Source organism: Nostoc sp. (assembly GCF_036917815.1).
Classification (GTDB): domain Bacteria; phylum Cyanobacteriota; class Cyanobacteriia; order Cyanobacteriales; family Nostocaceae; genus Nostoc.
In genome coordinates this window covers 1-25,263 of record NZ_JBALEK010000008.1, presented here as the reverse complement: position 1 = coordinate 25,263, position 25,263 = coordinate 1, and the positions used below count along the sequence as shown (strand labels likewise).

18 protein-coding genes, 1 tRNA gene and 2 pseudogenes are annotated in these 25,263 nt (G+C 44.0%); 14 read left to right on the top strand and 7 right to left on the bottom strand.

Translation table 11 applies throughout. The features are described 5' to 3' along the window. Positions 1–205: 205 nt before the first annotated feature. Complete coding sequence (locus V7K97_RS01810) at positions 206–2,101, top strand: serine/threonine-protein kinase (RefSeq protein WP_334798994.1); 1,896 nt, start codon at positions 206–208, stop codon at positions 2,099–2,101. A gap of 31 nt (positions 2,102–2,132) precedes the next feature. Further along, positions 2,133–3,311 (top strand): annotated as a pseudogene (locus V7K97_RS01805) (RNA-guided endonuclease TnpB family protein); the annotation flags it as partial. 31 nt (positions 3,312–3,342) lie between these two features. Here V7K97_RS01805 and V7K97_RS01795 read toward each other — a convergent pair. After that, positions 3,343–4,032, bottom strand: coding sequence for a peptidoglycan-binding domain-containing protein (locus V7K97_RS01795; RefSeq protein WP_334798993.1), 690 nt, complete (start codon positions 4,030–4,032; stop codon positions 3,343–3,345). A gap of 456 nt (positions 4,033–4,488) precedes the next feature. On the opposite strand from V7K97_RS01795, the gene V7K97_RS01790 reads away from it, so the two are divergent. The 8 genes from V7K97_RS01790 to V7K97_RS01755 all read left to right on the top strand — a co-directional run bounded on the left by V7K97_RS01790 (position 4,489) and on the right by V7K97_RS01755 (position 16,150). Beyond that, positions 4,489–5,937 (top strand): hypothetical protein, encoded by a 1,449-nt coding sequence (locus V7K97_RS01790; protein ID WP_334798992.1) that lies wholly within the window; start codon positions 4,489–4,491, stop codon positions 5,935–5,937. 198 nt (positions 5,938–6,135) lie between these two features. Next, the gene (gene rimP, locus V7K97_RS01785) at positions 6,136–6,597 is read left to right on the top strand and encodes a ribosome maturation factor RimP (RefSeq protein WP_334798991.1); all 462 of its coding nucleotides are present in this window, start codon (positions 6,136–6,138) and stop codon (positions 6,595–6,597) included. A 247-nt stretch (positions 6,598–6,844) separates the two neighbouring features. Beyond that, entirely contained in the window at positions 6,845–8,128 is a 1,284-nt protein-coding gene (nusA, locus tag V7K97_RS01780) for a transcription termination factor NusA (protein WP_334798990.1), read from the top strand. A 148-nt stretch (positions 8,129–8,276) separates the two neighbouring features. After that, positions 8,277–8,546 (top strand): YlxR family protein, encoded by a 270-nt coding sequence (locus V7K97_RS01775; RefSeq protein WP_292822895.1) that lies wholly within the window; start codon positions 8,277–8,279, stop codon positions 8,544–8,546. Between the two features lie 600 nt (positions 8,547–9,146). Next, the gene (gene infB, locus V7K97_RS01770) at positions 9,147–12,308 is read left to right on the top strand and encodes a translation initiation factor IF-2 (protein ID WP_334798989.1); all 3,162 of its coding nucleotides are present in this window, start codon (positions 9,147–9,149) and stop codon (positions 12,306–12,308) included. 105 nt (positions 12,309–12,413) lie between these two features. Continuing rightward, positions 12,414–13,034, top strand: coding sequence for a low-complexity tail membrane protein (locus V7K97_RS01765; RefSeq protein WP_334798988.1), 621 nt, complete (start codon positions 12,414–12,416; stop codon positions 13,032–13,034). A 195-nt stretch (positions 13,035–13,229) separates the two neighbouring features. After that, complete coding sequence (locus V7K97_RS01760) at positions 13,230–13,427, top strand: hypothetical protein (RefSeq protein WP_334798987.1); 198 nt, start codon at positions 13,230–13,232, stop codon at positions 13,425–13,427. Between the two features lie 1,028 nt (positions 13,428–14,455). Continuing rightward, positions 14,456–16,150 (top strand): DUF1565 domain-containing protein, encoded by a 1,695-nt coding sequence (locus V7K97_RS01755; protein WP_334798986.1) that lies wholly within the window; start codon positions 14,456–14,458, stop codon positions 16,148–16,150. An 80-nt stretch (positions 16,151–16,230) separates the two neighbouring features. Here V7K97_RS01755 and V7K97_RS01750 read toward each other — a convergent pair whose 3' ends face one another. Beyond that, complete coding sequence (locus V7K97_RS01750) at positions 16,231–16,455, bottom strand: hypothetical protein (protein ID WP_334798985.1); 225 nt, start codon at positions 16,453–16,455, stop codon at positions 16,231–16,233. Positions 16,456–16,624: 169 nt separating this feature from the next. Between V7K97_RS01750 and V7K97_RS01745 the strand changes: the two genes are divergently transcribed. Then, positions 16,625–17,356 carry an ankyrin repeat domain-containing protein gene (locus V7K97_RS01745; protein ID WP_334798984.1) on the top strand — a complete coding sequence of 244 codons (732 nt, stop codon included), beginning with the start codon at positions 16,625–16,627 and terminating at the stop codon, positions 17,354–17,356. A gap of 165 nt (positions 17,357–17,521) precedes the next feature. On the opposite strand, the gene V7K97_RS01740 is transcribed toward V7K97_RS01745, so the two are convergent. After that, the gene (locus V7K97_RS01740; protein ID WP_334798983.1) at positions 17,522–17,815 is read right to left on the bottom strand and encodes a DUF3493 domain-containing protein; all 294 of its coding nucleotides are present in this window, start codon (positions 17,813–17,815) and stop codon (positions 17,522–17,524) included. 33 nt (positions 17,816–17,848) lie between these two features. On the opposite strand from V7K97_RS01740, the gene V7K97_RS01735 reads away from it, so the two are divergent. Beyond that, positions 17,849–17,920 (top strand) — tRNA-Thr (locus tag V7K97_RS01735). Between the two features lie 120 nt (positions 17,921–18,040). After that, complete coding sequence (locus V7K97_RS01730) at positions 18,041–18,304, top strand: hypothetical protein (protein WP_334798982.1); 264 nt, start codon at positions 18,041–18,043, stop codon at positions 18,302–18,304. Positions 18,305–18,340: 36 nt separating this feature from the next. Here the strand turns inward: V7K97_RS01730 and V7K97_RS01725 are convergent, their stop codons facing one another. From V7K97_RS01725 to V7K97_RS01715, 3 genes are all read right to left on the bottom strand, one after another. Then, positions 18,341–19,411 carry a M42 family metallopeptidase gene (locus V7K97_RS01725; RefSeq protein ID WP_334799164.1) on the bottom strand — a complete coding sequence of 357 codons (1,071 nt, stop codon included), beginning with the start codon at positions 19,409–19,411 and terminating at the stop codon, positions 18,341–18,343. Between the two features lie 13 nt (positions 19,412–19,424). Beyond that, positions 19,425–20,483, bottom strand: coding sequence for an SGNH/GDSL hydrolase family protein (locus V7K97_RS01720; protein ID WP_334798981.1), 1,059 nt, complete (start codon positions 20,481–20,483; stop codon positions 19,425–19,427). 290 nt (positions 20,484–20,773) lie between these two features. Beyond that, positions 20,774–22,168: an S-layer homology domain-containing protein gene (locus tag V7K97_RS01715; RefSeq protein ID WP_334798980.1), complete on the bottom strand. Its 1,395-nt coding sequence runs from the start codon at positions 22,166–22,168 to the stop codon at positions 20,774–20,776. A 1,617-nt stretch (positions 22,169–23,785) separates the two neighbouring features. On the opposite strand from V7K97_RS01715, the gene V7K97_RS01710 reads away from it, so the two are divergent. Further along, on the top strand, positions 23,786–24,991 hold the full coding sequence (locus V7K97_RS01710; protein WP_334798979.1) for a histidine kinase: 1,206 nt from the start codon (positions 23,786–23,788) through the stop codon (positions 24,989–24,991). Here V7K97_RS01710 and V7K97_RS01705 read toward each other — a convergent pair. Next, positions 24,992–25,263: pseudogene (locus tag V7K97_RS01705) on the bottom strand (hypothetical protein); the annotation flags it as partial.

Genomic DNA, 25,263 nt, shown 5'->3' with positions numbered 1-25,263 from the left:
ATATTTTGGTGAAAAGGCATACTTTAAATATTAGGGTATATCCAACTTTATACTATTAGTAATTATTGAGGTTAATGGAAATCTTCTCTAAGTAACTAAGTTCTAAAAAGCTACAACAACAATTCACATGGAATTCCCAAAAATTCCTGTGGGCTGAACTGAATAGCGTGCCAAAATAAATACCAGCAATTGTCAGATATTACTAATGGTGTGGAATGCAGGAAAGTCTTTATTCGGCGGACGCTACATTATCGAAAGACAACTAGGTGAAGGCGGAATTGGCATTACTTATCTTGCCAGAAATCAACGGAATCAACAACGAGTGATTAAAACTCTCAAAGAAGAAATCCTGAATCACCCCGCCTGGATACTCCACCGAAACAAGTTAAGGCAAGACTTTCGTGATGAAGCAGTTCGACTGGCTGTGTGCCACCATCCTCATATAGTACAGATAGAAACCATCTTTGATGAGGGAAATTTGCCCTGCATGGTGATGGATTACATCGAAGGCGAAGACTTAGGACAGCGCTTGAGGCGGATAGGGGTGCTATCAGAAGCAGAGGCGCTGCTGTACATCCGGCAAATTGGCGACGCTTTGACCCTAATCCATTCTAAAGGACTGCTGCATCGGGATCTCAAACCACGCAACATCATGATCCGTATTGATAAATCAGAAGCAGTGCTGATAGACTTTGGCATCGCTAGAGAATTTATTCCTAACATGATTCAAAGGCATACTGTGTATCGCACTCCTGGTTTTGCCCCACCTGAGCAGTATGAATCAGAAGCGCCACGAGGAGAATACATTGATATCTACGCCTTAGCCGCTACCTTATATAATTTACTTACCGCAGTTATACCTACGAATGCAGATGATAGACGTCACAATATTAATTTAGAACCACCACAATATTTTAATCCCAACATCAGCAATAGGGTGAATCAGGCTATTATGTGCGGCATGGATTTGGAGTCAACTTATCGTCCTCAGTCTGTGCAAGAGTGGTTGGATTTATTGGGTTCTGATACTGGGGAAGATGTAACAGAAATCTTATCTACCTTAGTGATAACGCCTAGAGTGAGCCTGACTCCACCTGTTGTATTAGATCAGCAGAACTGGCAGTGTGTACAGACCCTCAAAGGTCATTCTAGTATGGTTCATGCGATCGCCATTAGTCCAGATGGGCAATTGATTGCTAGCGGCAGTAATGACAGGACTATCAGACTTTGGCAAGTCGGTACTGGCAAGCTAGTACGTCAACTGGGTCGTTGGTCTTCTAGTCATTCTAGTATGGTTCATTCCGTCGCCTTTAGCCCAATCTCTCCAAACCTTTCTTATCAAGGGGAGTCTGGTAAATCCGGGGGAGTTACAGACCTGAACCGGGGAATCTTAGCTAGCGGTAGTTGGGATAACACCATCAAATTGTGGGATGTCAACACAGGCAAAGAAATTCGTACTCTCATTGGTCATACTAATTGGGTGAATTCCGTTGCCTTTAGTCCAGATGGTAAGTTTCTGGCTAGTGGCAGTGCTGACTGTACAATCAAACTGTGGCAGGTACACACAGGCTTAGAAACCCAAACTCTCACAAGTCATTCCGACCCAGTTTCGTCAGTGGCTTACTCTCCGAAAACCCCTGCAACCAATAGCCAGGATAGGCAGATGGTGGCTAGTGGCAGTAATGATTACACTATCAAACTGTGGCAATTATACACAGGTAGAAACATCTATACTCTCACAGGTCATTCCTTCTTCGTCAACTGTATCGCCTTCAGCAATGATGGGGAAATTCTCGCCAGTGGCAGTGGTGACAACACGATTAAACTATGGCACGTAAATACAGGCAGAGAAATTAGTACTCTCATTGGTCATTCTGATTCAGTTTGGTCAGTCGCCTTTAGCCAGGATGGACAATTTCTCGCTAGTGGTAGTTGGGACAACACTATCAAACTGTGGCAAGTACACAGTGGCAGAGAAATCAGCACACTTGTAGGGCATTCCAACTATGTTAGATCTGTCGCCTTCAATCCCGATGGCCAAAGCTTAGTTAGCGGTGGTGATGACGACACTATCAAGATTTGGCGAAGGGGTAGTAAATAATTCGTAATTCGAGATTTCTTCCTCCGAAACGTCAGGCAAAGGACTTACACGTGCATCGCTCAACACACTTCTCCCAGCGCTCAAAAAAGCAGAAGATACGATTTGGTTAGCTGATTGTTATAGTCAAGTTTTACAGGCTACAACACTTAATCTAACCACGGCGTACAAAAACTTTTTTGAGAAACGTGCTGGATTTCCTAAATTCAAATCTAAACATGGTAAACAGTCTGTTCAGTATCCTCAAAACGTATTGATTGTAGATGGCAATATCAAACTTCCTGGCAATATCGGGATAGTCAAAGCCAAAATACACAGAGCGATTGACGGGAAAATCAAAACTGTTACTGTGAGTAAAACTCCTTCAGGTAAATATCTCGCATCTATCCTGACTGAAATAGAAGGCGAGAATCCAATTATTTCAGAAGGTAAGATTTATGGTATTGATCTAGGCTTGAAACATTTTGCTGTCGTTACTGACGGTGTTCATGTTTCTAAGTACGATAATCCTAAGCACCTTGCCAAACATGAGAAAAACCTCAAACGTAAGCAGAAAAAATTAGCACGTAAACAGAAAGGAAGTAATTCGAGAAATAGATATAGAAAAGTTGTTGCCAAGGTGTACGAGCGAGTTAGTAATTCGCGGCAGGATTTTCTACATAAACTTAGTTATAAGTTGGTCAGCGATAGCCAAGCTGTCATAGTAGAGGATCTTAATGTCAAAGGCATGGTACGCTTTTCATATTTGGCAAAGTCAATATCTGATGTTGGATGGGGAACATTCACGAACTTTTTAGCCTACAAGCTAGAGCGCAAAGGTGGAAAGTTAGTTGAGATTGATAGATGGTTCCCTAGTTCAAAACTCTGCTCTAATTGTTTTTATCAACTCAGTGAGTTGCCGTTGGATGTCCGAGAGTGGACTTGTCCTCACTGTGCCACTCATCATGATAGGGATGGAAACGCCGCGACAAATATTAGAGCAGAAGGTATCAGAATGATAACTGGGCGCTTCACTATTGAAGAAGCAACAGAAATGGGGCTGTCCGTAACCGTCGGACTGCCCCATTCTATTTATGATCTCATGGATCTGTACCCGCAGCCGCAAGCAGGGCAACCGGGTGTGCAGTACATCCCTATGCCTTACAATGACTACCCTCCAATTCTACCTACACCCAAGGGCAGAGCCTTAGAAAAACCAAATCAGATGACTTGAGTCGCTCTGTGGTAGGAGTTGTTTGTGGCAACTAGGGTGTAGTTGTCGGTGTCGCTGTTGGCGTAGCTGTCGGCGTGTCTGTCGGTGTCGCTGTCGGTGTCGCTGTCGGTGTCGCCATCGGTTTCGCCATCGGTTTCGCCGTTGGTTTCGCCGTTGGTTTCGCCGTTGGTTTAGCTGTCGGTTTAGCTGTCGGTTTAGCTGTCGGTGTAGTTGTCGGTGTAGTTGTCGGTTTCGCTGTTGGTTGACTTAAGATTGTCTTTGCTTCTTCATTCAGCTTTTGGCGGAGTGCTAAATTAGCAATTCCAGTTTCTTGCAACTGATATTTCTTCTGATATTCCTTCACCACTTCTTCCGTCCGTGAACCATAAAAATGATCGCGCGGGAGGGGAGGATTTGGCTTCACCACTGCATTCAAATTTCTGTGCAGAATTTTAACGATATTAGCAGCAAAATCTTGGGTTTTTGCCCCTGCTATCCCATCAACTGGTTTTAGCTTATAACCCGTCTGAAATTCTCGAATTGCCTTTTTAGTTTCCTCGTCCGTCAAAGGAGTATTTGTTACCTTGACGTTATAGCCTAATCCCCGCAATACTTCACGGAATTGCTGGGGCGTATAGCTACGTTGAGAGGCTGCGAAACCAGTGTCTCCAATTACCAAACTAGCAGTCATCAGGCAAGTAACAGCAAAAGTTGCACTTGATTTTCCAAACCCACACCACATACTTAAAACTCCTTTGGGTTAAATCAGCAGGATTATAAAGTTTAACAGCTGCATTTTAAGTTTGTTTAATAACTTTTTTCACGATTATTTAATGAATTTTGAATAATTTGTGATTTTTTTGTCAAAATTAACTATTTTCATAGAAATTAGCTTATGTCATCTATCAAAAGAAGTATCTTGTATGAGCAGAGATACATCGGTTATCATTTGAATCGAATACACCCTTTGAACTGGCGATTGGGGACAGGTTGTATTAGGGACTGGGAAAATTGGAATGGGGATTGGCACTCATGAAGGTGGGTAAAGCCTCGTGTATGTAGTTGTGGTTTCTAACAGTCCTTTTAGCTAGGGTCTACTCAACTGCAAATAGCTGTAATCTGTGGGAAATAGCCGAAAATTAATAAGTGAAAGAGCTTATATTCCAAACCTACTAAAACGTATAATATATGACAAAAAATGAAAAACATAAAATCTTCTAAACAAGGGAATCTTTGGTTTGAAAGATTTATGGCAATTGCTGCCACCGTAAATTTAGGTTTAGTTGTGTTTGATTTAAGTTACGTACCTGGGCGAGATTTTTATTTGCGAAAACTTCCCCAAATTATTGAGATTTATGACCCAATAAAAGGTATTGAACGCCATCGAGAGACGAAAAATTATTTAGAAATAGTCAAGGTATTAGAAGAACAAGTCAGTCAAACAGGGTTACAGTCGCCTCAGGTAAATAGCAGGCTAGAGGAAATAAGGCGTCTGAGCAACGAGATGATTGACACTAACCCGTTTGCGGGAGTGAATAAGAGTGGGACTCTGGAAAAAATTAAAAAGCGGATGCGATCGCACATCGGTAACGAATCTGCAAAACAGTCCTTTGCCATTTTTTGGAGTCAACCTTACTTATCACAAAAAGGCTGGGTTGAAGAAATTAATTTTTTTAACCAGAGCATTGCCCCTTTAATTGCCAGTAACTACTACCGCCAAATCGGTGAAAATGGCGAATCTGTTGATAATTTCTGGATTGTTGACTTCCCCTTTGTGATTTTATTTGGCGTAGAATTGCTGGGGCGTACCTTCTTGCTCAAACGGCAACGTCCTGGTTTAAGCTGGTTTGAAGCATTGTTGTGGCGTTGGTACGACCTATTTTTACTACTCCCTTTTTGGCGGTGCTTGAGAATCTTACCTGTAGTAATCCGCCTCGATCAAGCGCAGTTATTGGATCTCCATTCAGTACGAAAGCAACTTAATCAGGGGATTGTCGCCAATTTTGCCGAAGAACTCACAGAAATTGTAGTAGTGAGGGTGATTAATCAGGTTCAGGGTTCAATTCAACGGGGTGAGTTAACGCGCTGGCTCTCGCAACCAGAAAATTTACGTCCCTACATAGATATTAATAATGTGAATGAATTGGAAGCGATCGCAGGTCTTTTGGTAAAAACAATTGTCTACGGAGTGCTACCTGATATCCAACCTGCGATCGTTGCCATTTTGCGCCACAACATCGAAACCGTCCTCCATCAAGTCCCCGTCTACCGCAACCTTCAGAATCTCCCTGGCGTGGGACAAGCTCAAACCCAGTTAAGCGAACAATTGGCGACTCAAATCACAACTAATCTTTACAAAACTTTAGTTGGTGCTGTTGAAGACCCTGTGGGAGCAAAACTCACCAGTCAACTAGTAGAAAGCTTCAGCCAAGCCTTGGGATCTGAGATCAAGGAAAAACACGTACTTTCAGAAATTCAGAGTTTACTTTTTGACTTCTTAGAGGAAATCAAACTCAACTACGTCCAGCGTTTGTCTCAAGAAGACATAGATCAAATTATCGAGCAAACCAGGCAGCTAAGAACACAAGTATCAGTTCCAGCAGTAGTGGATAAAAGCACTACTCTGCCCAAAATCAGGGAAGGGTAGGGAGATGAGGGAGATGAGGGAGATGAGGGAGATGAGGGAGAAAGCAATGCCCAATGCCCAATCCCCAATGCACGACTATAAAAGAAATGCGCTAAACTCGAATTAGGCGAATCATAATTGGTTCGTCACAAGACTTCTTGGAAGATATACCTATCGCAGGAAGTGGGTCGATGCCCACTTTTTTTATTGAATTCTCTCATGGCTCATCCTTTAATTCCACAAATTATTGATTTGGCGACACCAGTGGCGAAAGAACTGGGATTAGAAGTGGTTGGCGTGGTTTTTCACACTAACCAAAGTCCACCAGTGTTGCGGGTAGACATTCGCAATCCTGAGCAAGACACCGGTTTGAATGACTGTGAGAGGATGAGCCGTGCTTTAGAAGCCTCCTTAGATACTGCGGAAATCGTTCCAGATAAATACGTCTTGGAAGTGTCTAGTCCTGGTATTTCGCGGCAACTGGTAACAGACAGGGAGTTTATTTCCTTTAAAGGATTTCCTGTCATCATCTCCACAACGCCCCCCTACGACGGACAACAAGAGTGGACTGGTCAGTTGATTCGCCGGGATGAGACAGCACTTTACTTAAACCAAAAAGGTCGTGTAGTCGAAATTCCCCGCTCCCTAATTACTAAGGTGCAGTTAGACGAGCGCCGATAAACGAGTGATTAAAGGCTAGAGGCTAGGGACTAGGGACTAGGGATTGGAGGAGCAAAGGAGCAAAGGAGCAGAGGGAGCAGAGGAGCAGAGGGGAAGTTGCTGCAAGTCTTTCCCCTTTGCACCTAATACTCCTTTGCACCCAATGCCCCATGACGCCAGTCGCTGATGGGGGAAACCCCAAGACCGCGCTGGCTCCCCAATGCCCCATGCCCAATCCCCACTCCCTAATTTTTAAAGGAGATTGCTTATGTCAATGGTTACTTTACCTGGATTAAAAGAATTAATTGAAAGTATAAGTCGCGATCGCAATTTACCCCGGCTTGCAGTTCAATCAGCGATTAGAGAAGCACTACTCAAAGGCTACGAACGTTATCGCCGCGCCCAAAATTTAGAGCGCAGACAGTTTGACGAAGATTATTTTGAGAATTTTGAAGTAGAACTCGATATTGAAGGAGAAGGGTTTCGCGTCCTTTCCACTAAAACTATTGTCGAAGAAGTCAATAATACAGACCACCAGATTTCCTTAGACGAAGTTCAACAAGTAGCACCCGAAGCGCAGTTAGGGGACTCTGTAGTGCTGGATGTTACCCCCGACCAAGGAGAATTTGGTCGGATGGCGGCAATGCAAACTAAGCAGGTATTGGCGCAAAAATTACGGGATCAACAGCGCCAGATGGTGCAAGAAGAGTTCCAAGATTTAGAAGGAACTGTTTTGCAAGCAAGAGTCCTGCGGTTTGAGCGGCAATCAGTGGTTCTGGCAGTCACCAGTAATTTTGGTCAGCCAGAAGTAGAAGCCGAATTACCGAAGCGGGAACAGCTGCCCAACGATAATTATCGAGCAAATGCCACCTTCAAGGTATATCTCAAAAAAGTCTCCCAAGGTCAGCAACGAGGACCACAGTTGCTTGTGTCTCGCGCTGATGCTGGTTTAGTGGTTTATCTTTTCGCCAACGAAGTCCCAGAAATCGAAGATGAAGTGGTACGGATTGTTGCCGTAGCGAGGGAGGCAAACCCCCCCTCCCGTTATGTCGGACCTCGCACTAAAATAGCAGTAGATACCCTCGATCGCGATGTAGACCCAGTTGGCGCTTGTATTGGAGCTAGGGGATCGCGAATTCAAGTGGTAGTCAATGAATTACGCGGTGAAAAAATAGATGTAATTCGCTGGTCGCCAGACCCAGCAACATACATCGCTAATGCCTTAAGTCCAGCACGGGTGGATGAAGTGCGCCTAATGGACCCAGAATCGCGCCAAACTCACGTACTAGTGGCTGAAGATCAATTGAGTTTGGCCATAGGCAAAGAAGGGCAAAACGTCCGTTTGGCAGCCCGCCTGACTGGTTGGAAAATAGACATCAAAGACAAAGCTAAGTATGACTTTGCCGGAGAAGATGCCAAATTTGCAGCCGTCAGAACACAATATCAATCAGAGGAATCAGAAGAAGACGATCTGGAATATGAAGAAGAATTCGAGGATGAAAATCAGGACGAATTAGAAGAAGATACTTTTGACAATCACGATGATGAATAATTGATTAATTTTGTAAAGTTTTGATACTGTAGATTCTAGTCTCAGTCTCAAGGATTATTTTGTCAAAAGCTACTTGGTATAAGTAAAAAATAGTCATAGTAAACTTCTTTTTACTTCCATTATCCTGGACTGAGATCACAGAGAACCGATGAAACCAAATTATCGGCGCTGTATTAGTTGCCGTAAAGTAGGCTCAAAAGATGAGTTTTGGCGGATTGTCCGCGTCTTTCCATCGGGAAAGGTACAATTAGATCAGGGCATGGGGCGTTCTGCCTATATTTGTCCCGAAACGAGTTGCCTACAAGCAGCTCAAAAAAAAAATCGACTAGGGCGATCGCTACATGCATCAGTGCCAGAAACACTGTACCAAAGCTTGTCGCAACGTCTAGCCCCCAGTAATACCCAAAATAAAATTTAGAGTAGTTTTCTGTGGGCAAGTAAAATTCTGACGGTACAAAAGTGTTCAACACTTTTGTATTGATCAACTTCTGCGGTGGGGCATCCCGTGGAATTAAAACAAAGCTCAACAGAGCCGGAGACCCTCCGCCTCTGTCTGGTTTATGTCCGACGGAATAACGGTAGTCGCACAGAAGCCTACACTGTACCGCAAGTCAGGGTAGAAGTATGTCACTGCCAACATAGTAAATGGGTGTAAAAGGCATTCGGCCCTCCAATAACGAGGGGCGAGGCCAGATTCCCAGAACAAGATGTAATCGATTGTGTTGTGGAAGACTCAGAATCAACAAAACAAAAAACTACAAAATGGCAACCTGGTAGCGCTCAGGCGCAGTTCGGCGTCAACGGTTCCTATAAAAATCCTTTATTTAAGAAATTTTTATGGGTATACCTCAACCATCATTCCTGGTGGGGATGCCATTATTAAACCGAAACATCTCTCTTTCCTGATTGGAGGCACCGGCAAAAACTGAACGGCAACCTAAAAACAGTAATCCAAGGATGGAGATGTCGCAAACCAGGCAACCATCCGCTAAAACTGTAAATTAAAGGGGAAGAGTGGATGAATAACGGCAAAGTTAGAATCTATGAATTATCAAAGGAATTGAATTTGGATAACAAAGAGCTATTAGCAATTTGCGAGCAGCTCAGCATCTCGGTCAAAAGCCATAGCAGCACGATTTCAGAATCCGAGGCAGAAAACATCCGGGCGGCGGCAGAAAAGCTGGCAGCTACGAATGTATCTGCCAAAAAGGAACTAGGTACAACCAGCCATAAGCCCAATTCACCACCCAACGGCGGACGTAACCGACCAGCTGCACCCCACAAACAGCAAATTTTGGAAATACGCAAACCCAAAATATTGAGAAATACTACTTCCAACGCCCCAGAGGCGTCACTTGCTAACAATACCCAAGCTGCCTTGTCTGAAGCTAATCCTCCCTCTCCTCCACGGCCTTTCGCTACACCAGCCTCACCCATGAAGCCGGCAGCACCAACTAGACCTGTGCCCCGGACTCAATCTGAGACTCAAGAGCAACCTCCCATCGCCAACTTGGAACAAACGCCTAATGCAAATCAGGCACCGGAAAAAATAGCATCCCCAAAACCGGAAAAAACAGTTCCACCCAGACCGAAAGCGGAAAAACCGATCAAACCACAACTAGTTGCTCCTCCATCCAGACCGGCGGCAGAAGAAGCCCCGGTAGGAGATGAGCAGGTATCTCCGGCATTTAAGCCAGTTCTCAAACGCGACCAACGGCTACGACCCGTTGAAGGCGATCGCGATCAGATTAAGCCAAAAGTTGCTAAACTGCCAACTGACCAACCCTCACCAGCTGCACCACAAAGAACAAGTCGTCCTACCCCTTCACCCACCAGACCAGAGCAGAGGGGCACTAGACCATCTGCACCATCACAACTGGGAGAAGGGCAACGACCCAGGCCAGCACGTCCAGGTGAAGGTGTAGCTGCTGCCATGCCCATCGCTACTCCACCCAGACAGATGTCAGGAATGGCGGGCAAATCTCAAGGATTGGGTGATGAACCAGTTACACCGGATCTCCTCGATTTAAAACGCCCAAGTCCGCCTCGACCAACCAAAGGCGGCAAAAAGTGGGTAGAAGAGGAAATCATTGACGAAGTTAAAGAGAAGGCGAAAGCTGGTGTCAAAGGCAAGCGGATCAAACCCATACTTGATGATGAGTTTGAAGAAGATTTGCTGGATGATGACGATATCGACTCACCAGCCACAGTCCAAGTCAGCCTTTCCATCGCTCGTCCTCCCAAACCCAAAGCGACTCGACCTGTACAGATGCCAGGTGCAACCCTTGCTAGCGCCCCAACTGCAAGAGCCAGAAAATCTGGTTCCAGGTCTGGTTCCAAATCTGGTTCCGGCCGCGACCATCACCAGAACCGTCGCCAAGAAGCCGATACAAAGCGCGATCGCCCCGAAAAAGTGACGATCACAGGGCCGTTGACTGTGCAAGAACTGTCTGACGTTTTAGCCGTTGCCGATACAGAGATTGTCAAAATCCTCTTCCTTAAAGGCATGGCGGTGAGTATCACCCAAAATCTGGATATTCCCACAATTACCCTGGTAGGAAAAGAACTAGAAATAGAAGTCGAAACCGCCGAGCGAGAAGCAGAAGCTCGGAAAATTACGGAAATGGTCGGCGCAGAAGACCAAGAATATCTCCATCGCCGTCCCCCAGTCGTGACAATTATGGGTCACGTAGACCACGGTAAAACAACCCTGCTCGACTCAATCCGCAAAACCAAAGTGGCTGCTGGCGAAGCTGGCGGTATCACTCAGCATATTGGTGCATACCATGTGGATGTGGTACATGAGGGCAAACCACAGCAGATAGTCTTCCTGGATACTCCTGGTCACGAAGCCTTTACAGCGATGCGGGCACGAGGAGCGCGGGTAACAGACATTGCCGTGTTAGTAGTGGCTGCTGATGATGGTGTCCGTCCCCAAACCATTGAAGCCATTAGTCACGCCCAAGCTGCGGGAGTACCAATTGTTGTTGCCATCAACAAAATTGACAAAGAAGGGGCACAGCCAGAACGGGTGAAACAAGAACTTACCCAGTATGGTTTGACCGCAGAAGATTGGGGTGGTGAGACAATCATGGTTCCCGTGAGCGCCATCAGAGGTGAAAATCTGGATACGCTCTTAGAGATGATTCTGCTAGTAGCAGAAGTTGGCGAACTATCTGCTAACCCAGATCGTTCCGCCAAAGGAACTGTCATTGAAGCGCATCTGGATAAAGCCAAGGGAGCAGTTGCTACCCTGCTGATTCAGAATGGCACACTCCATGTGGGAGATATCCTAGTAGCTGGTTCAGCTTTCGGTAAAGTCCGGGCGATGGTGGATGACAGAAGCAAGAGAGTAGAAATTGCTTCTCCTTCCTTTGCTGTCGAGGTACTAGGTTTAAGTGATGTACCAGCAGCAGGTGATGAGTTCGAGGTCTTCTACAACGAAAAAGAAGCCAGGGCACTCGCTAGCGATCGCGCCGACAGACAACGCCTATCCCGCCTGTTACAAGGTCGTGTTACCCTTACAACCCTGTCAGCTCAAGCCCAAGAAGGCGAGTTGAAAGAACTCAACTTGATCTTGAAGGGAGACGTCCAAGGTTCCGTAGAAGCCATTGTGGGAGCGCTCAAGCAAATCCCGCAAAACGAAGTCCAAATTCGGATGTTGTTGGCGACTGCTGGGGAAATTACCGAGACAGATATCGACTTAGCAGCTGCCAGTAACGCTGTAATTATCGGCTTCAACACCACCTTTGCCAGTGGCGCAAGACAAGCCGCCGATGAAGCAGGTGTAGATGTCCGGGAATACAACGTCATCTACAAACTCCTAGAAGATATTCAAGATGCCTTGGAAGGTCTTTTGGAACCAGAGTTGGTGGAAGAACCCTTGGGTCAAACCGAAGTCCGGGCCGTCTTCCCAGTCGGTCGTGGTGCAGTTGCCGGTTGCTACGTTCAATCTGGCAAGCTAGTTCGCAACTGCAAAGTCAGGGTGCGACGCAACGGTAAGGTGATCTTTGAAGGTGTCCTTGACTCCCTAAAACGGATGAAAGAAGATGCCCGTGAGGTCAACGCCGGTTATGAATGCGGTGTCGGCATGGATAAATTCAATGATTGGGTTGAAGGTGACATCATCGAATCCTATCAAATGGTTACGAAGCGCCGCACACTCACCTTAACCAGATAGTGTTGAGGGTAAAATGGTTAGACGTTAGGAGTGATAAATTAGGAGTTAGGAGTTAAAGGCTGCTAATTCCTAACTCCTAATTCTTAACTCAGAAATTTTCATAATATGCATTCATTTCGCTCTGAACCTATTTTGTGGATTCACGTTGCTGGATTGGCGACGTTGCCTGTTTTTTTAGTACTCTGCTTATTGTTCCTATCTGTAGGCGAGCCGTTTTTACCAGTCTGGATGGAGCTATTTTTAGTTGCCGCCATTGGTGTTCTACCCCTGCTGTGGATGCAGTTACGCCGCCCTTTTTATATATTTGCTCTTTTAGGAATAGCCCTAAAGCCAGAAAATCTGACTGAACGGCAGCGAAAAATTCTCTGTTTAATTAATACAAAGTTAAATCGTATCCTGGCATTAGTGGCAGCAGTATTGTCAGTTTGGATACTGTGGAATCTTTACCAAATTGCCCCATTAGTAGCAAATTCAGCCAAATTTCTTCCACAATGGCGCAGCCTTGCACTAGTCCTTGCGGGATTAGCCTTTTTGGGTAGCAATCTATTTTTACAAATACCTGTGAGTGTAATGCGAGTTTTGGTGATTAATGAGACAGAATTCGCTGGCATAGAGCCATTATCTTTAGAAAAGATTAAGCAAGATTTTACAATTTTAGGGGTGAGGGTTAATCAAATCGTGCCCCGATTGTTGCAATCCTTGTTTAGGATAAATACAGATTCGTAGCAGCCCGTAAAGTATATTATTTCACTTTAAAGGGCTAGAGAGAAGGGCAGGGGCAGAGAAACAAGTTAAAAGTTAAAAGTTAAAAATTAAAAGAAATATTGAATTTATCTTTCTTTTTACTTTTTACTTGGTTCTTTTTACTTGTATGCCCCGTGCCCAGTTACCATTGAAGTTAAAATAAAGGAATGAGGAACTATGGCTCAAATTCCAGCTTCTAGCGATCGCCAATTTTCTGCTGATACTGAAATTTGGTATAGTCTCAAATGCGCGATTTCCACTAGTTCCGGTTTTCAGCGCTGGCAACTAGAACGCGATACTCAATTAGAGGGAATTCGTTTGGAACAGCAGGTACAACGGTATTTAAGGGAAACTTTAGAAACTTTAGCTTACTAAACACAATGTTTGCAAGGGATGCAGTTGATGGTATATACCCTCTAAGCGATCGCCATCAACTTCTACTTCATTTGTGGGATTATTCTTAATAATTTCAATCAGCGACACCTGCTAGTCAAGACTAGCAGAAAGTACCAATGCGGCTCACAAAACCTGTCGCCGAGACGGTGTATAAATTGACTAATTTTATACCCAAAATAATATTACTACTCTATCTAAACTCACATCTTGCACTTAGCGCTAGCGATTAGAAATCGCGGCTATACAAACGTACTCCTTTGGAGAACCCGTTGGCGCAGCCTCTCGAAGAGAAGGGTAGTCCGCCTACGCGGAGTAAGGCAAAATCAAGGCTTTTCAACCTGCGGAGGCAGGTAAAGTCTCGTTTAGCCGCGACTTCTAAGATACTGTTGGCGAATTCGTGAAGGGTTAGACCCCTCACCCCTAAAACCTTGCTTTTGCGTTGCTTTCCGACCCCGCAATAAATTGCAGGCTAATAGCTGAAGTGCGTTTCAACGCACTGAATTAACATGGATTGGGGATAAGGGGTTAGACCCCCTATTAATTCGCCAACAGTATCCTTCTAATCGCCTGGTGCAAGCATATAAGGGACTGATAAATAAAAAAACATCCCAAATTTTTTGTCGGATGGGTGTCCCCACCCGTCCCAGATTTAGAGCGCTCATCTTGCCCACCCCACAAAATGGATAATTTATTTCTTGTCAGTCCCTAAGTAAAAATACAGTCCCTTAATTCACTCCCCCGCTCTACGCAGTAGGGGCAATTCATGAATTGCCCCTACTGAAAATCATTCTTTTTGGCTATTGTTTGCGTAAGTCCTGTGAATAATACTGATTTTCTGCGGCAAGGTAGCCCCTAAAATGTATAAGTTCTGTGATCTATCTAAGGAATTTAGCTGAATCAGTGCTAATCATCCAGTATAGTTTTGCATGGGTTTTACAGCAGCTACAAGGCTGCTATCTTTAACCTTGTTCTACATACCGTAATTCAGCACATCACAGACTCAAAAAATGAAATATCGGGGTTTTCACATTTCTCTAGCGAAAAATTTTCGCCTTCTTTCTAGCAGTCATATCAGATATACTTTGCGCGTGGGAGCCGGACTAACGGCAATGCTTGTTTTTTCTAGTGGTTCAATACTACTACAGGGTAAGGTTAATGCTGATGCTACTCACCCAGAAAATATCGTTCCAACTCTTACAGCGCAAGCCCCCACAACAGCCGCAGTAATTTACGTTAATTCAGCAACTGGTACAGATAGTGCTGGTGGTGGTGCAACCTCAGCTGCGCCCTACAAAAGCATCAGTTTTGCTCTCAGTCAAGCCCAACCAGGCGCAGTTATTCAATTAGCACCTGGTAGCTATAACCAACAAAGTGGCGAAACCTTCCCGCTTTTGCTTAAACCAGGGGTGACACTGCGTGGTGATGAAGCTACTAAAGGTCAGGCGACATTAATTACAGGTGGAGGTTTCTACACTAGTCGCACCTTTGCCAGACAAGATATTACCATCCTTGCCGACCAAGATACCACGATCGCTGGTGTCACCGTTACCAACCCAAATAGCCGGGGTACGGGTGTGTGGGTAGAGTCAACTAATCCCATTATCAAAAACAGTACTTTTACTAACAGTGTTAGAGAAGGTGTTTTTGTCACGGGTACAGGCAATCCCAAAATTGAAAATAACATCTTTGTGCAAAACAAAGGCAATGGCATTTCAATTGCTAAAGCTGCCCAAGGAGAAATTCGGAGTAATTTATTTCAGGATACTGGTTTTGGTCTAGCGATCGGTGGCACTTCCACACCCCTAGTTGTAGAAAACCAAATCGTCGAAAACCAAGACGGTCTTTTTATCTCAGAGTCAGCGAAGCCGGTATTGCGTAAGAATGTCATTCAGAACAACAAGCGGGATGGCTTAGTAGCAACCGTTAATGCTTTACCCGATCTTGGTACTAACGAAAGTCCTGGTGGCAATCTGATCCGCAATAACACTCGTTATGATGTGAACAACGCCACTAAAACCGGTAAAATTATCGCTGTTGGCAACGATATCGATCAGAAAAAGATTTTTGGCTCAGTAGATTTTGTTGCCGCAAGTGTTAACGTACCCTCTGGAGGGACTACCGCCTTTAAAGATGTACCGACAAATTTCTGGGCAAAAAGCTACATCGAAGCTTTAGCTTCCCAAAATATTATTGCTGGGTTTCCTGATGGCAGCTTTAAACCCAATGAACCTGTAACCCGCGCTCAATTCGCCACTATTGTCACTAAAGCCCTAAAACCAGCAGCCAAACGCCCAGTCATTAAGTTTAAGGATGTAGCAACCAATTTCTGGGCTTACGCTGCAATTCAATCTGCTTACCAGAGTCAATTTGTTTCTGGTTATCCCGATGGCACTTTTAAGCCACAGCAGCAAATTCAAAGAGTGCAGGCATTAGTCGCTTTAGCTAATGGTTTGGGCTTAACTACGAATAATCAGAATGTCCTTAACTTTTACACCGATGCTGCCCAGATTCCTAATTATGCGATCGCTCCTGTTGCGGCGGCAACTGCACGGCAATTAGTAATCAACTATCCCACAGTCAAGCAACTCAATCCTAGTCGTGAAGCGACTAGAGCCGAAGTTGCTGCCTTTGTTTACCAGGCACTCGTCAGTGCTGGACGCGCTCAACCAATTCCTTCATCCTATTTGGTAACAGCTCAGTAAATGTCTAGTTAGCAAATTAGAAGCGCCAGACTAACAATTTATCAGTCTGACGCTTCCAATTAATGTGAGTTTCTTTAATTTTAGGGTTTTCTAAACATAAAATTTAGGGTCTTTAAATATAGCTGACCCCATTTGAACGTGATTGAGTTTATGGTCAGGGTTTTTATATTGGCTAACCCCATTTCAACGATTTCTAGTTTCTCAGAAATTTTTGCTTTTTGGAATTTTCTAATAATTTTTTTATTTTTTCTCTCTCGTTGCCCAGATTGTGAAATCAGTAATACCAATTTTTTATGAAGCTGCATAGAATTCGATCCCCCCGAGCAAGCCTTAATAAGGGGGGAACCGGAAAAACATCTATCAAAGTCCCCCAATTTATCGGGGGATTTAGGGGGATCAAGATATGTGCAACTTCACATTAAATTGGTATAACTTGCGATAAAATTATGCTTAATGGCTATCTGAACGTGAACCATGACTGAGCAATTTGAAAAATGTCTTGAATGGTGTCTAGTTGCAAATGTGATTTCGGAGCAGCCCTTTGGTGAAAACCATGAAATCCAGTATGGGACAAAGCATTTCAGTCCAAACACAAAGGTTTACTGTTCTGCTCCAACTTGGGGTGATGGTTACGAGAGAATAGTTGTTGCAGGTCGTCATCGTGGCTCATCCAAATTGATCGCAATGGTTATCCATGAGAAGCGACTAACGAATTGGCGGGCACGATACGTCTATTTACCAAAGCTAAAAGGATCGTTTTTTCGGTCTTGGGACTCAAAAAGACAGGTAGAAGTATCCGCTAAGAATATATCCCGATGGCAAGAAGCAAGAAATGCGAGTAAGAAAGGCTTTGAAAAATTCCATCCCAATGAAGTTTTGATTTATGCTCTTATGGTTGGTAGAGTTGCTGATGTGCAACAAGCAATTGAGCGAGGAGCAGATGTTAACTACTTAAGTCACGATGGACTGACACCTCTAACACTTGCTCTTGGTAGACGCTTGTATTCATCCTTAATACCAATTCTCTTAGAGAAAGGTGCTGATATTAAAACCATTAGCTATCAGTTCATTGAAAATGTCACCCAAAATCCATCGCTGTATCCTGAACCTGTATTTAGGTTAGTTGAGCAGGCAATTGATCAACTATTTCCACACTCTCAAAAGTTGGATTATAGCGGTTCTCGTTTACGTGAGGTACACCCGTAGGGGCACGGCACTGCCGTGCCCCTACACCTCGTGATGTTATGTTGTACCGTATCTGAATGGGAACCGCTATAACATTTTTTAAATTGCCGTAGTCTGGGTGTTGTGGCGATAATGTTAACACAGGGTTATCGACACCAAGTTTGAATTTCAACTGGTGGACTTCCTTCAGGAATTAGGATTTTTACCCGATTGGGGGCGTTGTTGCCGACGCTGTTCCCACCGCCAGAGGAAGACCATTAAGGCAACTATTCCTACTTGGAGAGCCAAACTTGGCATTGCACTCTCAATATTGCGTCCGGCAAGCACTTGGAAGAAAAAGACAAATGCACCAAGTGAGCCAGAAGCGCCGAAAGCGATGTAGAAAAATTGTCGTAAGCCGCGATAAGGAGCAGCTATTTCTGCTTTGAGGCTGGCATACTGTTCAGGGTTAAGGCGATTTTTGGGATTTTGATCTACCATGATTAAATCATGTTATACTATTAGATTGTGTACGCCGATGTGGCTCAGTGGTAGAGCAGCTGATTCGTAATCAGCAGGCCGTGGGTTCAAATCCCATCATCGGCTTTGATAAAAGTATTATTCAATACTAAAGTTTGACATAAATCAAGCATTTAGCAAAATGGGTGTAAAAACTATAATGAACGCATGACCAAAATAATTAAGGCAGCAAGGAGAATATGAATAATGCAGACTGATAGCATTTCAGAGCAAAGACTACTTGAAAAAATTCGCCAGCTACCTCCCGAAAAAGTTTTGCTAGTTGAAAATTTTATTGATTCTCTGGATCAGCAAGATACAGACCATAGCCTGACCTTTGCAGCAGCAAAACTTTCTGAACCAGTTCTGCTTAAAATCTGGGATAAAGGGCTAGTGATTAAAAAGTTAGGACGACTTGAGGAGCCAGACCTTCAGGCTTTGCAAAACCTTTTTCTGGCTATTTTGGGTTGATATGCGATCGCTCTTTCAAATAAAAGCCTAGAATTATCACTCAAACTCAGTTTCGCAGAAAGCTTTTAACAAATCAATACAATTAGCGATCGCTCCCAAATGAGCAATTTCAAAGCCATGTGTATTTTGGGTGGGAAATGCCAAACAAGCAGCACGCCCAACATGACCAAATTTCATGGCAATTGAAGCATCACTACCAAATCCACTCAGAGTTGTTAACTGTACTGGCATATTCAACTGCTTGGCACTATGGCCCAGTTGGCCATTTAGCCCTTCATCATATATCCCATAGGCATCTTGAGATAAGAGTACAGGACTTTCCCCATCTTTAACAGGATATTCCTCAGATAAGGGACAAATTTCTAAAGCAATTAAAGCATCTAAACGCTGGTTTTGAGTGAAAAATAGCGCCCCAATTGCCCCTACTTCTTCTTTAGCTGACGCTACTAAATAAACATCAACAACTGGCTGTTTCAGGTTTTCAGCCAACGCTAGCAAAATAGCAACAGAGGCTTTGTTATCCAAGGTGTAACCGGCAATATGATCCTTTAACCGAATTGGACGCTTGCGATGTTTGCCGATTACCATTCTAGTTCCAGGTCGAATGCCAGCTGCTTCTAATTCAGCAGATGTCAGCTTCGTTTCAATCCAGGCATTTTCCCACTTCACAGTAGTATCTTCCTGCTGCACTTTTTGGGGCGATTCGTGGGAAACGTGGCGGGAACCAAAGCTGAGAATACCGCTAATGGTTTCATTGTCTCCTAGTAAATCGACAACGCCTTCACCGTAAACCCACGGGAAAGAACCACCGAGTTTACTGACTTTGACACGACCTTGATCACCGATAGTTTTGACAATTGCGCCAATTTCGTCTTTGTGTGCAGTGATAGCGTAGACGCGAAGCGGCTTGTCGTTAGACATCGCTCGGTCGGGACTTTTCCCTGGAATCTTGGCAATAATATTATCGGCGCGATCGCACCATACTTCCACACCCAGCGCCGCAAATCGCTGCATCAAGAACTGGTTAATCTCAGCTTCTACACCACTAGGGGAATGGTGCATGACTAATTCTTCAATAATTTGAAATAAGCGATCGTAATCCCACATCAATACAGTTCGTTTAATTTTCAACTGTTGTATGAGACAATTGTGCATCAATAACCCGACCGGCTAACATAAGTGCTGATCTTTTTTGTTGACGCTTCAGTACTCCTATGGCACCAAAAGCACCAAGGGCTAAAATCCCCAAGTTGATCGAAGGTTCAGGGACAGATTTAGCATCAATCGCCGCCAGTGCAGCATCTGCGATCACCTTCTGAGCAGCCGTTGTTGGGTGCAAACCGTCCCAGATCAGAAATTTGTTGTTACCTGGGTTACATATATCTAGGTTAGATAGACAAGACTCAGTTACATTTGTCAAACCCAATGCACTTGCCTGATTAAATAAAGAATAAGTATCAACAGAGATGATGTTGAGATCCGGGTTTTCACTCAAAGCGCTGACAGTTGTTGCTAAACCCAAGTTAAACTCATTAGTCGATTCACTAAGGGTTGTAGGGTTGAGATCGTAGGTTTGATCAGCTGGTAGCTTTCCTAAATCTGGCAAATTAAACACCAAAATATTTTTCGCGCCGACTCCTGCGAGAATGTTCAACGCCTTAGATATATTACTGATTGGTGTCGTCGGATCTTTAGGGTTAACAAATAATAAATCATCCGCGCCTCCCCATAATGTATAAAGTGCATTTGGATCAGCAGTTTGATGATTTGCTTGCAGAGTTCCAGCAAAATCAAGGACTTGTTGAAGCACTCCCGGTAAATTTGCATTGGGAAGGATAGCGTTATCTAAACCAGAGCTAGCACCACCGAAAGCGAAGTTTATCCCTTGGGTAGGAATTGGTGTGGGAGGAATAGTCGTGAAATTAATATCAGTTAATAAAGTGGGCTTTAATCCTAGCTGATTTCCGAGATAATCCACCCAGATCGGTCCATCGGAAAAACGTCCTTCAAAGTTAGGTGGGCTTAGAGGGTATGTTTTACCCGAAGCATTATATATATTACCTGTATCGGAAAGACTATCGCCAAACACATAAAGCTGATCAAAACTCGCAGCCGAGGCTTTGTTCGGCAACATGAAAGAAAATAGAACAAATCCGACTGCGATCGCTTGTTTTTTCATATTTGTTTTACCTGTGGTATTTTTTAATCTGTTTAAAAGTAATCAAGGGGCAATAATCTGACAACTTATCTTTTCTCAGTTACTTCAAAACTAAGTACCTTTATTCAGCCATTCTGCGTTATTGTACTTAACTATGCCTCAAAAATTCATCAAACACAGATAAAAACGCTGAAAATACTTAGATTTACATTCTCTTCAAAAAAATCGGGATTGTACAAAGAAATGGCAAAAATTACCTCATAAAAGGTGATAATTGCTCACTTTTATGATATGGATAAAGTAACTGGCTTTTAACCTCGCTTTAATTTCAGAGCCTCAGCAGCCGATACACCGTCACCCTGAGTGCCAAAGTACCACAAAGTCGTAGCAGCCTCAGCACGAGTTACTGGTTTTTTGGGTTGAAACAGAGTCGTATAACCAAACACCCGCCGAATATTCGATTGTTCGCCATTTTGGTAATCAGCCAACACTGCTCTTAAAGCCTTGGGGTCAATTCGCGCTGCATCTTGGAAACCCCAGGTTTGTTTAACCGCATCTAAGTTAGCAGAGGGTAAAGCTTGGCGAGTATCTAGGGGTAATTTCCACAGTAGTAACTGTTCCCGCGTTAGGGGTGCATCAGGACGAAACAAAACTACTGTAGAATCTCCAGACAAAGGACTAGGAATTAACCCAGCTTCGGCTAATCCCTGAATTGCTGGAAAATCAGGGTCTTTTGCGGACACATCACTAAAAGCTGGTTGAGTACTTTCTGATGCCAAACGAATTTGTTTAGCTGGATTGCTGGCATACATTGCATTGTTAGCAGCAATTAGCCAACGGGCGTATTCCCGATGTGTAATGACTTTACTCGGTTCAAACTGGTTAGTTGTGGTACTAGAATCACTCTTAGTTGTCTTTGGTTCTATAGACAAAACACCTAATGCAGCCAAGTCTTGGATATGTTCCCGCCATTCTTGCGGTACCTTATTCAGATCGTTGAATACCTGCGATTCAGGTGTGACTGTAGGGATTGTTTGGTTATTAGCCGTGCTTGGTGGCTGTACTGCCAAGTTTGCGGGTGGTGCTGGGCCAATGAACTGTGGATTTCCTGGTTGAGGAACGGCGTTAGTAGTTTCGTTAGAACTTGTAGTTGGGGTAGGTTGTGCCGTTGCAGTACTATTGGGTATGTAATCAATCAGTAATTCTGTGGATGTTTGGGGTTGATTGGGTGTGACCTTACTAACTGATTTTGGCTGAATGGAAACCTTCAACAGCAAATCGTTACGACGTGCTTCAAAAGCGCCTCCCCCATCATCTGTTGGCTGTTGCAAAATCTGCCAGTTATTTGCTTGAAACTGGCTGCGATAAAAGCTAGCAATAAAGTTACTGGGATCAGAACTCAACCAACGAGTTGAGATTCTGTTTTCTGAACCGCTAGCAGGTGTAACTTCCTGTAGCTTGGCATTGGCATATAGGGGGATATCTTTAGGAAAATCGCCTGGTAACTGAACAGTTGATTGGTTTTGCTGTGCTTGCTGTTGGTTAACCTGAGATTCTCCAAAGACAACTGGATTGCTTTGCAGTTTCGGATCTGCCGCCAAAGATTGCTCAAGGTTTTTGGCGACTGGACTGTTAGCACAGGCTGTTAACGAAGTGAGGAGAACAGCCCAAATTAGAAATACAGCTGGAGGTTTACAGGGAAGCACAGGAAATCACAAATTGATGTTTCAATTCCTACCCTAGCGCAGACTGTTCATTAAATGGGAATGGGGCATTGGGCACTTGTACTGAGTTTCGACTACGCTCAACTACCGCGCAGTCGTTGGCGCAGCCTAAGAAGAGAAGTATGGGGCATTGGGAGTGCTGAGTTAAGAGTTAAGAATTATTCTCCTTGTCCCCTTGTATTCCTTATCCCCCTGTTCCTCTAACTCTTTATATCGCCAAAAGACACTACCGACTCACGGCATCTTCTTCGTAAATGTCTCTATTGGTGAAAATGATATCTCAAAATTTGAGTAAACGGTAGCAGAAGCTACCGTATTGTCTTCGTTTTACAGCCATTAGGTTTTGATAATTCCCATGCTTATTTATAGAGTTCCCTAAAATTCTGAAAAACTAACATTTTCGGGAAAAAACATAAATAAATCTGGAATAGCTGCTAGATAAGAGTTTTGTGATTTGATCGCACTAAGCTATTACTCCACTACAGGGATTATGACAGGTTATTTGCAATGGGTGGTTTATTTACGCCGTGTTGTACTATCTTAGTGCGATCGCCAACCAGCTGAAGTGATAGACTAGGACTAAAGCCCCCCTTAGCCTCACCCAAAGAGGGGAATGGATAAAGTTTGCTAACACTGGCTTACAATCGATTTTGGAAATTATTCATCTAAGGATGGTAAGCTGAGTAAGGCAATAGCTGGAAAATGCCACTGTTAAACAATTCCAGGAACTTAGCGTAAGTTCATTCTTCTTGGTGACTGAGGTTAGATGCAAAGCAGTCAAGTGTCGCAGCAGTTTCTCTAGTATCTCTAAATTGATTTTCTGGGGAAAGTGCTACTTGTACACCTCGAAAGGAGTGAGTACTTCCTCTAAAAGTGCGTAGTTTACCAACCTAGGCATCGCCTCTATTGTTATCCAAAGCTTTTCCTCAGGCAACCCATCCCCTGTTCATCTGGGATAGGGCAACTGTTATTTTAGGAAAGCTAGGCACACGTTGCGCTTCACAATTCATAGACATAGAAGCAGTACATAGTCAAAAAGACACTTCATCGAATCCACTGGCGGTTGAAAAAACCTCTACAAACTTGGTCTGAACAGTTACCAGCTTCCTGATAGATTAGATACAATTAGCATTTGCGTTTGCTTGGGCGTAGGCTTTGCCCAACCTAGGCATCGCTTGTTCAAAGCGATTACTCAAATTGACATAGTATTAAGGGACTGACAAATAAAAAAATATCCAATTAACTCCTGTGGGGTGGGCGTCTCGCCCGCCCAACCCATAGGGCGCTCATGTTGCCCACCCCACAATATTGGATAATTTATTTCTTGGAGTTTCCTAAATAAACCTTTCACCTGCTGCCTCTGGCGAAAATTTTTGATTAAGGGCAAATTAAGACTTATATTCAAGGGGCTTGGGTGTTTCTTGGAGATGAAGTTAGCCAAAAGGCTGCAAAAGGCTGAAAAAGATATATCAGATGTCAAAAACGCAGATCGGATCAGAGTACGAAAATCTAAAATACATATTAAATTGAAGAAAAAACAACGACCATCTACAACCGTCAGTCCATTTCTTTCTGTAAAGCGTCACCGGGTTGTTACCAGTGCTGAAACACGATTACATGCAAGTTTCCCAGGATCAGCCTATTTATTCTGAGGCTCCACTCCAGCTGTTACTGTTTGTCGATGGACGCCCTAAGTCTCGCCAACAGGTACAGCGAATACGTGCTTACTTAAAAGAATTGCAGGCTGAGTATAGTTTTGAACTTCAGACTATTGATGTTGGACAACAACCTTACTTAGCAGAACACTTTAAATTGGTAGCAACGCCAGCTTTAATCAAAATCCACCCGGAACCACGACAGGTTTTAGCTGGGAGTAATATCATAGCGCAATTGAAAAACTGGTGGCCTCGCTGGCAAGCCTCTGTAGATGCTTACTTAAAATTACAGGAAGACTTACAAGAACGGATAGACGACAATGCTAGGGCGACATCACCCAAATCTACTATCCGTTCAGTTGCTGTTTCTGCTGAACTCATCCGACTCTCAGACGAAGTTTTTCGCTTGAAACAGGAAAAAGAGCACCTCCAAGAGCAGTTACAGTTTAAAGATCGGGTAATTGCGATGCTGGCGCACGATCTCCGCAATCCGCTAACTGCTACCGCGATCGCCATAGAAACTCTTCAATCTAATTACAATTTAGAGACAGGCCAATTTCAGCGCCTCAAACCATCCATGACGGCGCATCTATTAAAGCAAGCCCGCAATCAAACTAAGATCATTGATCGGATGATTGCCGACCTTTTACAGGTAGGTTGTGGCCAAGATACAGAGTTTCCAATTTTACCACAAAAAGTACAGCTAGGTAAATTGTGCTTAGAAATACTGGAAGAATTGTGCGATCGCTACACCGCCAAATCCCAAGAGGTAGAAACTGATATTCCCAACGACTTACCTTATGTATACGCTGACCCAGAACGTATCCGTCAAGTGCTAGTAAATCTGTTGGATAATGCCATCAAATACACCCCAGAAGGAGGCAAGATTAGCATTTCTGGATTGCATCGCACTACCCAAAAAGTCCAGTTTAGTATTGGCGATACTGGACCTGGTATTCCTGTAGAGAATCGCGATCGCATCTTTGAAAACCACTTTCGCCTGCAACGAGATGAAGGCACAGAAGGTTACGGCATTGGTCTTTGTTTATGCCAACGTATTGTCTTAGCACATTATGGTCAAATTTGGGTGGACTCTGCCCCCAATAACGGAGCATGGTTTCACTTCACACTCCCAGTTTATCCTTCTTAACTAATGGGCATTGGGAATGGGGCATGGGGCATGGGGCATAGGGGAAATGAGGGTGTGAAGAGGACAAGGAGAATAATTCTTAACTCCCAATGCCCCATTCCCCATGCCCAATACAACTCTTGGAGAGGCTGCGCCAACGGCAACTCTTGGAGACGCTACGCGTAGCAAGATCCCCGGAGGGGTACGCTCAGTACAAGTGCCCAATACAACTCTTGGAGAGGCTGCGCCAACGGCAACTCTTGGAGACGCTACGCGTAGCAAGATCCCCGAAG

What these genes read in the sequence shown, in the direction of transcription:
- V7K97_RS01790 (WP_334798992.1), top strand. Translation starts at nt 4,489, where the DNA reads ATGAAAAACATAAAATCTTCTAAACAAGGGAATCTTTGGTTTGAAAGA.
- V7K97_RS01730 (WP_334798982.1), top strand. Translation starts at nt 18,041, where the DNA reads ATGCAGACTGATAGCATTTCAGAGCAAAGACTACTTGAAAAAATTCGC.
- V7K97_RS01725 (WP_334799164.1), bottom strand. Translation starts at nt 19,411, where the DNA reads ATGTGGGATTACGATCGCTTATTTCAAATTATTGAAGAATTAGTCATG.
- V7K97_RS01745 (WP_334798984.1), top strand. Translation starts at nt 16,625, where the DNA reads ATGACTGAGCAATTTGAAAAATGTCTTGAATGGTGTCTAGTTGCAAAT.
- V7K97_RS01760 (WP_334798987.1), top strand. Translation starts at nt 13,230, where the DNA reads ATGGCTCAAATTCCAGCTTCTAGCGATCGCCAATTTTCTGCTGATACT.
- infB (WP_334798989.1), top strand. Translation starts at nt 9,147, where the DNA reads ATGAATAACGGCAAAGTTAGAATCTATGAATTATCAAAGGAATTGAAT.
- V7K97_RS01765 (WP_334798988.1), top strand. Translation starts at nt 12,414, where the DNA reads ATGCATTCATTTCGCTCTGAACCTATTTTGTGGATTCACGTTGCTGGA.
- V7K97_RS01755 (WP_334798986.1), top strand. Translation starts at nt 14,456, where the DNA reads ATGAAATATCGGGGTTTTCACATTTCTCTAGCGAAAAATTTTCGCCTT.
- nusA (WP_334798990.1), top strand. Translation starts at nt 6,845, where the DNA reads ATGTCAATGGTTACTTTACCTGGATTAAAAGAATTAATTGAAAGTATA.
- V7K97_RS01740 (WP_334798983.1), bottom strand. Translation starts at nt 17,815, where the DNA reads ATGGTAGATCAAAATCCCAAAAATCGCCTTAACCCTGAACAGTATGCC.
- V7K97_RS01795 (WP_334798993.1), bottom strand. Translation starts at nt 4,032, where the DNA reads ATGTGGTGTGGGTTTGGAAAATCAAGTGCAACTTTTGCTGTTACTTGC.
- V7K97_RS01775 (WP_292822895.1), top strand. Translation starts at nt 8,277, where the DNA reads ATGAAACCAAATTATCGGCGCTGTATTAGTTGCCGTAAAGTAGGCTCA.
- V7K97_RS01750 (WP_334798985.1), bottom strand. Translation starts at nt 16,455, where the DNA reads ATGCAGCTTCATAAAAAATTGGTATTACTGATTTCACAATCTGGGCAA.
- V7K97_RS01810 (WP_334798994.1), top strand. Translation starts at nt 206, where the DNA reads ATGGTGTGGAATGCAGGAAAGTCTTTATTCGGCGGACGCTACATTATC.
- V7K97_RS01720 (WP_334798981.1), bottom strand. Translation starts at nt 20,483, where the DNA reads ATGAAAAAACAAGCGATCGCAGTCGGATTTGTTCTATTTTCTTTCATG.
- rimP (WP_334798991.1), top strand. Translation starts at nt 6,136, where the DNA reads ATGGCTCATCCTTTAATTCCACAAATTATTGATTTGGCGACACCAGTG.